Here is a 12,100-nt window from a genome sequence, read left to right as displayed (position 1 = left end):
CCCCGCGCGCGCCCGCTGGTCCCGGGGAGCGGGGCGGAACGCCCCTCAGGCTCCGCCCAGGCTCGTGCCGGGCAGCCGGGTGGCCAGCCACTGGTCGTCGGAGTCCTGGCGCAGTTCCAGTGCGCCGGGGTCGTCGCCCCCGGCGAAGACCAGGGTGACCGTGGCGATCGGGGTGTCCCCGTCCAGGTCGGTACCCATCACGGCCTCACCGACCTCGGCGCCCTCCGCGTCCGGGAGGGACTCCGCGTAGGCGGGGAAGGCCTCGGCGCAGTCGGCGGCGCCGTGCGCCTCGACCAGCACGTTCTGGGCGGCCGGGTCGATCAGCGCGCAGCCGGCCTCGCCGTCGACCGCCTGGAGGGAGGCGAGGAAGCCCCCTGCGGCGCGCAGCGCGTCGGACTCGGCCCCGGCCTCGGCGTTCGCGTCCCCTCCCGCACCGGCGTCGGACTCCTCCGCCTGCTCGGAGGCCTCCGGCGCCTCCTCCCCACCGGCGCAGGCAGTGGCGGCGAGGAGCAGTGCCAGGGGCAGGGCGGGCAGCAGGAGCCGTCGCATGGGGGGCCTTCCGAAGGGGGTGTGACACGTCCGCACCATTGTTACCGCATCCACCCGATCGGTGACCACAGGTGCACGCCGCCGCGCCGCGGCCCCGGCGGGAATCGTGGGCCGGTCCCTGCTCCCGCGACCCCGCGGACCCGCGCTCTCCCCCGGGCGCGCGGAGGCGGGCCCCGGCGCGGACGGCCCCGGTCCGCGGGGGCGGGGTTGTCCGCGTGTCCGGGCTCTGGTGATATGGAGGAGCGTGGCGCCCGTCACCCCGTCGGGCCCCACCGGAACCCGTCCTTTCTGGCGCACAGAGCACGCGCGGGCGTGCCACGGGCGGCTTCGCCGCGCGTCCGCGCCGGAGGTGACATGACCTACCCGCTGCGGGAGGACCACAGGACGGACCCGTTCTCACGGATCCCGCCGGAGCTCGGCGCGCGGCTGCGACCGCAGGTGCCCTCCCTGGTCGAGGAGGCGCTGGAGGACCTCCGGCACAGGGCGTCGGGGCACGCTCCGCCCCTGGAGGCCACCGGCGCCGAGGGGCTGCGCAGGGCGATCTCGGCGGGAGTCCACGGGTTCCTGGACCGGGTGGAGGGCGGCGCCCCGCCCCCCGGCCTCCCGAACGCGCTGGCCGCGGAGTTCCGGGCGCTGGGAGCCTCCGAGGCCCGGCACGGACGCACCCTGGAGTGCCTGCACACCGGGATGCGCACGGCGGCCGCCGCGGCGTGGAGGAGGCTGGCCGTCGCGGACGCCCTCACCCGCGATCACATGGGGGTGCTGGGCGAGGCGATCTTCGCGTTCCAGGAGGAGATCTCGGGAGCGGCGGCCGAGGGGCACGCGCGGGTGCGCGGCGCCGGCGCGGACGCCCTGCACCGGCGCCGGGTCCGCCTGCTGGAGGCACTGCTCGCGGAGGCGGGCACCGGGTACGACGCACGCGCGGTCTCGGCTCTGGCCGGGGCCGCCCGGTGGCGGGCGCCCGAGCGCGTGGCGGTGGCGCTGCTGTTCCCGGACGGCCCGGAGGCGCAGGCGCCGGCGCTGCCGTCGGACGTGCTCGCCGACCTGGACCGGGCGGAGCCGTGCGCGCTCGTGCCCGACCCGGAGGGGCCCGGCCGGCTGCGGTCGCTGAGGCGCGCGCTGCGCGGGGCCGGCGCGGTACTCGGGCCGAGCGTCCCCCTGGACCGGGTGCCCGTGTCGTTGGCGCGCGCCCGCGACCTGGCGGAGCTGGTGCGGGCCGGGTTGGTCGAGGGCGGGGGCGTGCTGCGGTGGAGCGACCATCTGCCCACGCTGCTGCTGACGCGCGACCCCGCGCTGGTCGCGGAGTTGGCGCGGACCCGGCTGGCACCGCTGGCCGGGCTCCGCGCGCCGCAGCGCGAGCGGATGGCCGACACCCTGCTGGCCTGGTTGGAGTCCGGCCTGAACGCCAACGAGGCAGCGGACCGGCTGCGCATCCACCCCCAGACGGTGCGCTACCGGATGCGCCAGTTGGAGGAGCTGTTCGGCGAGCGGCTGCGCGACCCGGCGGAGCGCTTCGAGTTGGAGCTGGTGTTGCGGGCCCGCGGCCTCCTCCGCCCTCCGGCGGAGGGCGGAGGGTAGCCGTCCCCGGGCGGAGGCCCGTGGTCCGGGGCGCGGTTCAGCCCCGGGGCGCCAGTGCGCGCACGACCGCCGCCGGGTCCGCGGACGACTGCCCGATCGGGGCGATCACCGGGGTCGTCACACCGTTGTCCGCGTAGGCGCGGACCCGCTCGCGGCAGTACTCGGCGGGCCCGTGCACGATCAGGTCGTCCACCACCGAGTCGGGGATCGCGGCGAGGGCCCCCTTGCGGTCGCCCTCGTCCCACTTCCTCCACATCGGGGTCAGCTCCTCGCGGCCCAGCCACTCGTGGAAGGCCCGGTACACGGGGACGTTGAGGTAGGCGGAGACGGCCCACCTGCCGATCCCGCGGGCGGTCTCCGCGTCGGTGTCGGGGATGACGAAGATCCTGGCCACGACCTCCTTGTCCTCCCCGGACGCGCGGACGTAGGGGGTCACCGTGCGCACGTCCTCCGCGGACAGCCAGTTGACGACGGCGCCGTCGCCCTCGCGGCCCGCGAGCTTGAGCATGCCCGGGCGCAGGGCGGCGACCAGCAGCGGTGGGGCCTGCTCCGGGACCGCGCCGAGGGTGAAGCCCCCGACGCTGAACGTGTCGTAGTCGGCCGTGACCTTCTGCCCGGTGAGCGCCGTCCGCAGGAACCGCACGGTGTCGCGCACCTTCTTGTACGGCTCGTCGAACGGGATGGAGTTCCACCGCTCCACGATCACGTTGGAGGAGGTGCCGATCCCCAGGGCGAACCGGCCCGGCGCCGCCGCGGCCATGGTCGCCGCGCTCATCGCCAGTGTGGCGGGGCCGCGCGTGTACACGGGCACGATCGCCGTGCCGAGCCGCAGCCCGGGCGCCCACACACTGGCCAGGGCCAGCGGGGTGAACGCGTCGGTGCCGTTGGCCTCGGCGGACCAGACGTCGGTGTAGCCCAGGTCCGGCATCTGCTCGATGACGGAGCGCTGGTCGGGCAGCGGGACGCCCTCCAGCGGGATGGTGATGCCCCAGCGAGTGGTCATGGCGACTCCCTGTCGGTTCCCGGAGACCGGATCCGGTGCGGTTCCTCGTGTCGACAAGCACCGTACCGCCCGGTCGGTTTGTTGTCTGCGCTCCCTCCCCCGCAATCCCCGGCGCCGGACCCGCCGCCCCGCCGCGTCCCGCGCTCCGCGCGGGGCCGGACCGACACGGCGCCCCCGGCCTTCGTCGCACGGGGCCGACGGGGCATATGTTCGTAGGGACCGTCCCCCGGGCGCCGCCCCGCGGCGGAACAGTCCGGCCGGGCGGGGACAGCCGCCCCAGACGAACGAAGGAGGCCCTTCCGTGGCCACGCCACCCTCCCCCTACGACTTCCTGCCCCAGGTCGCGTCGTTCACCGTGACCAGCGACGACGTCGCAGACGGGCAGACCCTGCCCACCGCCCAGGTCAGCGGGATCATGGGCGCCGGAGGCAAGGACGCCTCACCGCACCTGGCCTGGAGCGGGTTCCCCGAGGGGACGCGGAGCTTCGCCGTCACGTGCTTCGACCCCGACGCACCCACCGCCAGCGGCTTCTGGCACTGGTCGGTGGCGAACATCCCCGTCGAGGTGACCGAGCTGGTGACGGGCGCCGGCGACGGCTCCGGACTCCCGGAGGGCGCCGTCACCCTGCGCAACGACGCGGGCGGAAACCGGTACGTCGGAGCCGCCCCTCCCGCCGGGCACGGGCCGCACCGCTACTTCTTCGCGGTGCACGCGGTGGACGTCCCCCGCCTCGACGTCGACGCGTCGGCGAGCCCGGCGTTCCTCGGCTTCAACCTGTTCTCCCACGCGATCGGCCGCGCCCTCCTCACACCGGTGTACGAGCAGGCGTAGGTCCGCGGGGGGATCCCGGGATTCCCGAGGGGGCGGTCGGTGCGGCGCGGCACCGACCGCCCCCAGCCCTTTCCTCCCGGGGGCCGATGGGTACACGCGCAAGGCACCCGTCCGGTTGTCCTGGCAACCGGATCCGGCCAATCACGGGTGCCCGGGCACACCTCGGTCTAGGCTCTGTCTATCGCCCGGACCGCCTCCCGAACACGCCTGGAAGGGTGCAACCGGTGCCACAGCAGACGTCGAGGAAACCAACCGTCGTAGTCACGACAGCGGGGTCCGCTCCCACCCCGGGCACCATCCTCCACCTGCGCGAACGAGGATTCCGCGTGGTGGCGACGGACATCGACCCCGCCGCCCCGGGCCTGTACCTCGCGGATCGGGGACACCTGGTCCCTCCCGGTGACAGCGAGGCGTTCCTCCCGCGGATGCGGGCGCTGTGCGCCGAGGAGGGGGCCGTCGCGGTCATCCCCCTCGTGGACGAGGAGCTGCTGCCGATCGGCGAACTCGCCGGGGACGGCGTGTCCGTTCTCCTGCCCCGGCCGGACTTCGTGTCCACGTGCCTGGACAAGTACGTCCTCATGCGGGAGCTGGCGGACGCCGGGATCGGGGTCCCCCGCACCTGGCCGGCCTCGGAGTGGCCGGCCGGGGAGACCGCCTCGGCCCCGGGCGGGTTCGTCGTCAAACCGCGTACCGGGCGCGGCAGCCGCGGGGTGGCGGTCATCGACTCGGTCCACGACATCGCCCGGGTCGTGGCGGAGGGCGACTACTCGGCCGACGAGCTGATCGTGCAGGAGCGGATCACCGGCCCGGAGTACACCGTCTCGGTCGTGGTGTGGCGCGACGGCGAGGTCCAGGCCGTGGTGCCCAAGGAGGTCGTCCTCAAGCAGGGGGTCACCAGATACGCCGTGACGCGCCGCCACCACGGGGTCGTCCGCACCTGCCGCGCCGTCCAGACCGCGCTGCGCGCCGACGGGCCGTTCAACGTGCAGCTCTGCCTGGACGACGCCGGTCGGCCGCGGGTGTTCGAGATCAACCCGCGCTTCTCCTCCACCGCGGCGCTGACCGCGGCCGCCGGGGTGGACGAGATCGCGGGACTGCTCGCGCAGGCCGTCCGCGGCGGGCCCAGGCTCACCGACGCGTGGCAGGAGGGCGTGGCGATGGTGCGCCGGTGGACGGACGAGTTCATCAGCGAGGCGGAGTTCACCTCGCACGGCCTCTCGCCCGCCCCGGCGGGCACCTCCCTCCCGAGCCTGCGGGAGACCGGGCCACCGCGGGCGCCCGTGGTCGCCACGGCACCGCTGGACCCCCCGTTCCCGGCCGCTCCGGCGCGTGCGCGGTGATCTCCGGAGCGCAGCCGAGCCCCTCCCACCCCCTGTCCGAGGCGATGGCGGAGGCGGTCGTCGCGGTCGGCGAACGGCTCCGCGAGTGGCGTTCGGACACGGCCGCGCGCGGCGGGGTGTGGACGGACGGCCAGTTCAAGGCCGGCGCCGACGCCCTGGCCCACCGCGCGCTGTCCGAGCGGTTGGCCGCGATCGACGGGAGCATCCCCGTCATCAGCGAGGAGGACCCCGCGTCGCTGACCCGGGAACGTCCGCCGCGGTACTGGCTGATCGACCCGATCGACGGGACGGCGAGCTACGCGCACGGGTTCCCCGGGTACGTCACCCAGGCCGCGCTGGTGATCGGGGGGCGGCCGGAGGTCGCCGCGGTGTTCGCCCCGGAGCCGGAGACCCTGTACACGGCCGTACGCGGACAGGGCGCGCGCCGGGACGGGCGCTCCCTGCCGCCGTTGGACGCCGCCCCGGCCGGCCGGGGCGTGCTGACCGACAACACCCCCGAGCCCCTGGGGATCGCCCACCGGGTCTACGAGCACTTCGGCTACGGCGGGTACCTGGAGAGCGGCAGCATCTCCCTGAAGCTGTGCCTGATCGCCGACGGGTCGGCGCACCTGTTCGTCAAGGACGTCCCGGTGCGCGACTGGGACGTGGCCGCGCCCGCGCTCGTCCTGGAGGAGGTCGGCGGTCTGGTCACCCGTCTGGACGGCGCCCCCTTCGGCTACCGGGGGACCTACGAGCACACCGGCCTGGTCGGCGGCGCGGACCCCTCCGCGTGCCGCGCCGTCTCCCACTGGCTGACCTCCTGACCTGCGGTTTCGCACAGCTGAACAAGGCGTTGGAAACCGTGGCGCCGAGCCCTTTTCCCCACCGGTCGTGGCGCGTATCGTGTGGTCACCAACTCGCGCCTTTGGGGGTGGGAAGTGGAAGGCCGAAGTCTGCCGCTGAGCCGGATGCGCGCCTCGGACGCCGAGCGCGACCAGGCGGTCGACCGCCTCACCGTCGCGTTCGTCGAGGGCCGTCTGGACCACGAGGAGTACGACCGGCGGGTCGGCCTGGCCCTGACCGCCGTCCTGGTCGGCGACCTCCGGCCGCTGACCGCGGACCTTCCGGGCCCCGAGCCGCAGCCGCACCGCGCGGCTCCCCACCGCGATCCCCGGTTCCACGGCGCCCCCTCCGAGGGGGACCTGTCCGTCCTGTCGGTGCCCTGGCGGGAGTGGGGGGACGAGTGGCGCTGGTGGACGGGGGTGGCCACGGCCCTCACCGGCGTGTGGGGGGCGGTGAGCCTCATGGGCGGCGAACTCGTACCGTACTGGCCGCTGGTGCCCCTGGGGATCTGGGCCGCCGTCCTGCTGGCCTCGGCCATCTGGCCCAGCGACGAGGAACCGCCCTGAGGGCGGTCCGGCTGGCGGCCGCCCTGCGCGGCCCCGCGCGGTAGGCGTACCCGGCCGGGCTCGGGGGTGACCGCGACGTGCGGCCCCGCGGTCGCGCGCGGCAGTGCGCCGCGCCGCCCGTCCGGGCCCGCACGTCGTGGCGGACCGGGTCGGGGGCGGGCTCAGCCCACGGCGTGGAGCCAGCGGACGGGCGCGCCGTCACCCGCGTAGCGGAACGGCTCCAGCTCCTCGTCCCACGAACGCCCGGTGAGCAGCTCGATCTCGGCCCCGAGGTCGGTGCCGTTCGCGGCGGCCTGCTCCATGGCGTGGCGCAGCCGCCCCTCGGGCACGAGGACCTCACCGGCCGCACTGGTGACGGCGGTGAACATTCCGAGTGAGGGCGTGTAGCTGTAGCGCACGCCGTCGCACCCGGGCGACCCCTCCTCGGTCACCTCGAAGCGCAGGCGCTGCCACTCGTTCAGCGCCGAGGCCACCGCTCCCGCGGTTCCCGGCTTCCCCTGCCAGTTGAGCTCGGCTCGGTGGTTGCCGGGAGCCGCCGGTTGGGCGACCCAGTCGAGTTTCACGGGTACTCCAACGACGCCCGCGACCGCCCACTCGACATGTGGGCACAGCGCCGCCGGCGCGGAGTGGACGTACAAGACGCCACGTGCGGACACCGAACCTCCTGATACGAACGAGTGCGCTTCCCCGACGCCCTCGTACCACGAGAAGGTTGCATACCCGCCTGAATACTTTTGCCCCATTGTGCCCCACGGGCACCCTGAGAACCAGCTCACCAGCTGGTATTTTCCAGCGTTCCCGTCCCGAACGGCGGCCCCAGGGGTTAGCGTGAGCACCGGACGAGCAGGGAGTCCGATCATAGTGGGGGCGGGTTTGTCAGACCAGTCGCACGAGGACATCCGTGGCACCCAGGCATCTCCCCAAACCGTACTTACGGTACTTCCAGGGGAGAAAGCACCCCTCCTGTTGTCGGTTTCGGCCAGAACCGGCCCCGTTCCCGCCGTCGCCGAACCGCGCGGCCCGGACACCCCCCGCCCCGGCAGGACGGACACCTGCCCCACCCGTCTCACCGACGTCGGTTCCAGCCCCTGCGGCGGACCGGACGGCGACCGGACCCCGCCCGCCCCGGCGGCCGGGGACACGGACGGGTCGGCGGACGAGCCCCCGGACGGTTCGGCCGAGGACGCCGATCTGGTCCGGCGCGCGCTCCGCGGGGAGTACCGCGCCTGGGAGGGGATCGTGGACCGCCACCTGCCGGTGGTGAACGCGATCGCCCGCTCCTACCGCCTCTCCGGACCCGACCGCGAGGACGCCGTGCAGACGGTGTGGCTCACCCTCAACCAGCACCTGCCGCGCCTGCACTCACCCGGTCGGCTCCGCGCCTGGCTGCGCCGCGTCACCCACGGCGTCTGCGTGCGCCAGCGCCGCAACAGCTCCCGCCACCGCACGGTGGACCCCCACGACCTCGAGGCGCTCCCCCTCGCCGGGGCGGCGGACCCCGAGGCGGAGTACCTGCTCGCGGAACGCCGCGAGGAGCTGTACCGCGCGATCCGCGGTCTCACCGACCCGGGCGACCGTCGCGCCGCCCTGGGGTACCTCGCCGAACCGGCCGACAGCGGCGCCGCCGGCCGCGCCGCGCACCGGGAGCACCGCGAACCGAACCCCCGGGCCGCCTCGAACCAGCGGCGCCGCGTGCTCCGCAGACTCCGCCGCCTCCTGGAGGAACCCACGTGAGGAACCGCTCCGACACGGGCCCCCCGTCACGCCCCCCGTCGGCGGAGGCCGGGCGGGCCGCCGCCCTGGCCGCCTTCGACCGGGGGGACGACACCGCCGAACTGGCCCGGACCCGCGCGGACACCGTCCCGGTCACCGAGGCGGCCCGCGCGGAGGACGGCGCGGTGACCGCCACGTTGAGGTTCGAGCACGAGGGCGTGGCAGTGGACCTCCAGATCCGTTCGCACGGGCGGACGCGCTCCGTGTCGGGCCTGGTCACCGGGGACTTCGAGCACGCCGTCCTGCGTGTGCGCCGCCCCGGCTCCACCGACAGCCCGACCGTGGGCGAGGACGGCCGGTTCTCCCTGGACGGGCTGCCCCGGGGGCCGATCAGCCTGTCCCTGCTGAGGTCGGGGCGTCCTCCGGTGGTCACCGCCTGGTTCACCGTGTGACCCCCGGGGCGGGGCGGCGGCGCCCCGCCCCGGAACAGGACGCTCCGAACCCGGATTGGGGACGCGCTCGAACGCACCCCCGTTCATGGGCGCTCGCCCGGCTTCGTCCTGCTTCGCTCCCGCCTGTTCGTCCACAGCCCGGCGGACACCGTTCCCGCGCGGGCCCGCGCCCTGCTATCACTGGAATCGGCCCGCCCCTCGGCGAAAGGCAGACCGGACGTGTCCCTCGGTTCACCGCCAGCCCCCGCCGCCTCCCCCTCCGCTCACCGGCACGGCGACCGCGCGTCGCTCTCCGGCGGGTCCCTGCTCTCCCGGGTGACCCACGGGGTGCGGTTGGCGCAGAGCGGCAGGTTCGAGGAGACCGTGGACCTCCTCACCGACACCCGGCTGCTCCTGAACGGCCATCCGGTGGCCGACGCGGCACAGGTGACGCCGGGGATCCTGGTCAACCTGGGGCTGGCACAGATCCTGTGCGGCCGTTTCTCCCAGGCTGAGGACCACCTGCGCGAAGCACTCTCCCTCACGGAGGAGCGCGGGCTCCCGCTCCTCGGCATGGTGGCCGGCCAGAACCTGGGCTGCCTCGACCTCTACCGGGGCGACGCCTCCTCCGCCATCGCGGCCTTCCACGCGCTCGCCCCGCGTCTGCCCTCCGCCCGGAGGGAGGCCCTGCACGTCGACCTCGCGGAGGCCCTGCTGGCCGAGGGCCTGGTGGAGGAGGCCGCGGAGGCCCTCGCGGACGGCCCCTGGGCCGACGGGAGGTCGACGTCGGCGAGCACGCTGCTGGTGGAGGCCAAACTACGGCTGCTCCGGGGCGACCACCGCCGCGCGGTGGAGCTGACCGGGCGCGTCCGCCACGGGTTCGGCCGGGGGTCGCTCTGGTACCGGTTGGCCTCCCGCCTGGAACACAGGGCGCTCCGCGAGGCCCGCTCCCGCACGCCGTCGCCCGTGGAACGGGCCGAGAACGCGCTGGCGGCCCGGGTCCCGCTGGCCGTCACCGCGAGGGGAGGTCCGCCCGCCCGGCACGAGGCCCTGGCCTCGCTGGCCGCCGCGGACGGTTCTCCCCCGCAGCGGGCGGCGGGGGCGGCCGAGGACCCGCACGTCGTGCGGGCGGGGCTGGAGGGCGCCCTGGCCTCCGGGGACGCGGCAGCCGCCCTCGAATGGGCGGAGCTGGCCCGGACCTGGGCCGTGCCGCGCGTTCCGGGCCCTCTGGAGCGCGCGCCCGAGATGGACGCCCTGGCGGAGGGGTACCGCGACGCACTGGTCCACGACCGGGACGCGGGCGCGGCGGCCCGGCGCTGGGAGTCGGCGCGCTGGTACGCCCACCACGCGGCCCGGGCCCCGGTCCCACCGGGCGGCGCCTGGTTCGCCGGGCACGCGGCGCCCCGCCGCGGGACGCCCCCGGGTCCCGCGGCCACGCCGACGCGCCCGCAGACCGTCAGGCGTCCGGGAGGCGCCCGGTTCGACGACCGCCCGGTCCCCGTCACCGGCCCCCTCCTGGAACGGCTCGGGGACCGGGCGTTCCTGCGGTACACGAGGACCGCGGACGACGCGGTGGTGCTCATCGCGGTAGCCGGGCGCGTGCACGCCCGCGCGCTGGGACCGCTCCCCCGGGTGGCCCGGGCCCTGTCCCGGTTCGTCCACCCGCTCCTCGTCCCCGGGCGCCCGCCGGGGCCGTCGGCGCGCGAAGCGGCCAACCTCGCCACCCGGGCCCTGCTCGGCCCCGTCCTCCCGCTGGTCGGGGACCGTCCCCTGGTGGTGGCCGGCGACCCCTACCTGGGCGACCCTCCCTGGGGCATGCTGCCCTCTCTGCGGGGCCGCCCGGTGAACCTGGCGCCCACCGCCCGCTTCTGGCTGGACCTCCACGGGGATCCCCGTGCGGGGGCGCCCCGCCCGGGCCGGGTCCTGCTGGTGGCCGCGCCCGAACCGGAGGGCGCGGCCCGCGAGGTCGCGCAGCTCGCGGGCCTCTACCCCGAGGCGCGGGTGCTCACCGGCGACCGGGCCCTGCGCGGGGACGTGCTGGCCGGGATCGGACGGGCCGACCTGGTGCACCTGGCCGGGCACGGGCACGTGCCCGACCGCTCCCCCATGCTCGCCTCCGTCGGCCTCGCCGACGGCCCCCTGCTCGCCTGCGACCTGGCCGCGCTCTCGGGCGTACCGGACGTGGTGGCCCTCTCGACCTGCTGGAGCGGCCGGGACTTCGCGGGCCGCTCCGGCGCTCCGCTCGGGTTCGCCGGCGCGCTCCTGGCCGCCGGGGCGCGCACCGTGGTGGCCAGTCCCGTCCCCGTGGGGGACTCCGGCACCGGGGAGGCCATGCGCCGCTTCCACCGGGCCCTGGCCAACGGGGTGCCCGTGCCCGAGGCGGTGGCCGTCCACCTCGGGCCGCTCGGCTTCTGCTGTTTCGGCGCCTGACCGGCGCCGCCCGGACCGGACCCACGAGGGCTCACGCGTGGCGCCCGGCCGCCGGCGGGTCCGTGCCCCGCCGCCCCACGGGGGTCGTCACCAGCCGCGTTCGCGCCACTCCGCGAGACCGGGGCGCTCGGCTCCCAGGGTGGTGTCGGCTCCGTGCCCTGGGTAGACCCAGGTGTCGTCGGACAGCGCCCCGAACACGCGCTCCTCCACGTCCCCGAACAGGGTGCGGAAGTCCTCGTCCGACCAGGTGCGGCCGACGCCGCCCGGGAAGAGCGAGTCACCCGAGAACAGGTGGGTGCGGCCGTCCGGGTCGTCGTAGCGCAGGGCGATCGACCCGGGCGTGTGCCCGCGCAGGTGGATGACGGTGAGGGAGCTCTCGCCCACGGGGATCCGCGTGCCGTGCACGACGGGTTCGTCCACCGACACCGGGAGCTCGTCCCCGTCGTCGGGGTGGGCCACCGTCCGCGCCCCGGTCTGGCCGACCACCTCGGCGAGGGCCGTCCAGTGGTCCTGGTGGCGGTGGGTGGTGATCACCCGGGCCAGTCCGTCCTCGCCGACCATGTCCAGGATCCGGTCCGGCTCGGCGGCCGCGTCGATGAGTACCGCCTCACCTGTCGCGTGGCAACGCAGCAGGTAGGCGTTGTTCTCCATCGGGCCGACGGTGAGTTTGCTGATCGTCAGGTTGGTTAGTCGTCGCAGGTCGGCGGGACCGCCGACCCTCGTATCTCCGGAGTAGCTCACCCGACCATTGTGGCCTGCCGGCGGGAGCGGACGCACCCGGGCCGCGCATGCCGGACGCCCGGTGACCCGGGCGTCCGACCTCTCCGGCCCGGAAC

The 12,100-nt window shown here is 75.7% G+C and carries 12 protein-coding genes; 8 read left to right on the top strand and 4 right to left on the bottom strand.

Annotation, left to right across the window (positions count from 1 at the left end; translation table 11 throughout):
* Positions 1 to 45 precede the first annotated feature (45 nt).
* Positions 46 to 549: a hypothetical protein gene (locus Q8791_RS05910; protein WP_330090555.1), complete on the bottom strand. Its 504-nt coding sequence runs from the start codon at positions 547 to 549 to the stop codon at positions 46 to 48.
* Between the two features lie 354 nt (positions 550 to 903).
* Here Q8791_RS05910 and Q8791_RS05905 point away from each other — a divergent pair, with 354 nt between their 5' ends.
* Complete coding sequence (locus Q8791_RS05905) at positions 904 to 2,127, top strand: PucR family transcriptional regulator (RefSeq protein ID WP_330090554.1); 1,224 nt, start codon at positions 904 to 906, stop codon at positions 2,125 to 2,127.
* A 37-nt stretch (positions 2,128 to 2,164) separates the two neighbouring features.
* On the opposite strand, the gene Q8791_RS05900 is transcribed toward Q8791_RS05905, so the two are convergent.
* Positions 2,165 to 3,130, bottom strand: coding sequence for an LLM class F420-dependent oxidoreductase (locus Q8791_RS05900; protein WP_330090553.1), 966 nt, complete (start codon positions 3,128 to 3,130; stop codon positions 2,165 to 2,167).
* A 301-nt stretch (positions 3,131 to 3,431) separates the two neighbouring features.
* Between Q8791_RS05900 and Q8791_RS05895 the strand changes: the two genes are divergently transcribed.
* The 4 genes from Q8791_RS05895 to Q8791_RS05880 all read left to right on the top strand — a co-directional run bounded on the left by Q8791_RS05895 (position 3,432) and on the right by Q8791_RS05880 (position 6,690).
* On the top strand, positions 3,432 to 3,962 hold the full coding sequence (locus Q8791_RS05895; protein ID WP_330090552.1) for a YbhB/YbcL family Raf kinase inhibitor-like protein: 531 nt from the start codon (positions 3,432 to 3,434) through the stop codon (positions 3,960 to 3,962).
* A 224-nt stretch (positions 3,963 to 4,186) separates the two neighbouring features.
* Positions 4,187 to 5,302 carry an ATP-grasp domain-containing protein gene (locus Q8791_RS05890; RefSeq protein WP_330090551.1) on the top strand — a complete coding sequence of 372 codons (1,116 nt, stop codon included), beginning with the start codon at positions 4,187 to 4,189 and terminating at the stop codon, positions 5,300 to 5,302.
* A gap of 44 nt (positions 5,303 to 5,346) precedes the next feature.
* Positions 5,347 to 6,105: a 3'(2'),5'-bisphosphate nucleotidase CysQ family protein gene (locus tag Q8791_RS05885; protein ID WP_330090673.1), complete on the top strand. Its 759-nt coding sequence runs from the start codon at positions 5,347 to 5,349 to the stop codon at positions 6,103 to 6,105.
* Between the two features lie 114 nt (positions 6,106 to 6,219).
* Complete coding sequence (locus tag Q8791_RS05880; RefSeq protein WP_330090550.1) at positions 6,220 to 6,690, top strand: DUF1707 SHOCT-like domain-containing protein; 471 nt, start codon at positions 6,220 to 6,222, stop codon at positions 6,688 to 6,690.
* Positions 6,691 to 6,851: 161 nt separating this feature from the next.
* On the opposite strand, the gene Q8791_RS05875 is transcribed toward Q8791_RS05880, so the two are convergent.
* Positions 6,852 to 7,346 carry a DUF3145 domain-containing protein gene (locus tag Q8791_RS05875; protein ID WP_330090549.1) on the bottom strand — a complete coding sequence of 165 codons (495 nt, stop codon included), beginning with the start codon at positions 7,344 to 7,346 and terminating at the stop codon, positions 6,852 to 6,854.
* Positions 7,347 to 7,656: 310 nt separating this feature from the next.
* Here Q8791_RS05875 and Q8791_RS05870 point away from each other — a divergent pair, with 310 nt between their 5' ends.
* From Q8791_RS05870 to Q8791_RS05860, 3 genes are all read left to right on the top strand, one after another.
* Complete coding sequence (locus Q8791_RS05870; RefSeq protein WP_330090548.1) at positions 7,657 to 8,424, top strand: RNA polymerase sigma factor; 768 nt, start codon at positions 7,657 to 7,659, stop codon at positions 8,422 to 8,424.
* Positions 8,421 to 8,855: a hypothetical protein gene (locus Q8791_RS05865; RefSeq protein WP_330090547.1), complete on the top strand. Its 435-nt coding sequence runs from the start codon at positions 8,421 to 8,423 to the stop codon at positions 8,853 to 8,855. Before Q8791_RS05870 ends, Q8791_RS05865 begins: the two co-directional genes overlap by 4 nt.
* Positions 8,856 to 9,074: 219 nt before the next feature.
* On the top strand, positions 9,075 to 11,264 hold the full coding sequence (locus Q8791_RS05860) for a CHAT domain-containing protein (RefSeq protein ID WP_330090546.1): 2,190 nt from the start codon (positions 9,075 to 9,077) through the stop codon (positions 11,262 to 11,264).
* A gap of 87 nt (positions 11,265 to 11,351) precedes the next feature.
* On the opposite strand, the gene Q8791_RS05855 is transcribed toward Q8791_RS05860, so the two are convergent.
* Positions 11,352 to 12,005, bottom strand: coding sequence for an MBL fold metallo-hydrolase (locus Q8791_RS05855; protein ID WP_330090545.1), 654 nt, complete (start codon positions 12,003 to 12,005; stop codon positions 11,352 to 11,354).
* Positions 12,006 to 12,100 lie beyond the last annotated feature (95 nt).

The organism is Nocardiopsis codii (assembly GCF_036327455.1).
GTDB classification, from domain to species: domain Bacteria; phylum Actinomycetota; class Actinomycetes; order Streptosporangiales; family Streptosporangiaceae; genus Nocardiopsis; species Nocardiopsis codii.
Note: the sequence above shows the minus strand (reverse complement) of the source record. Positions and strands in the feature narration are given on the sequence as shown.

What these genes read in the sequence shown, in the direction of transcription:
- Q8791_RS05910 (WP_330090555.1), bottom strand. Translation starts at nt 549, where the DNA reads ATGCGACGGCTCCTGCTGCCCGCCCTGCCCCTGGCACTGCTCCTCGCC.
- Q8791_RS05905 (WP_330090554.1), top strand. Translation starts at nt 904, where the DNA reads ATGACCTACCCGCTGCGGGAGGACCACAGGACGGACCCGTTCTCACGG.
- Q8791_RS05885 (WP_330090673.1), top strand. Translation starts at nt 5,347, where the DNA reads ATGGCGGAGGCGGTCGTCGCGGTCGGCGAACGGCTCCGCGAGTGGCGT.
- Q8791_RS05900 (WP_330090553.1), bottom strand. Translation starts at nt 3,130, where the DNA reads ATGACCACTCGCTGGGGCATCACCATCCCGCTGGAGGGCGTCCCGCTG.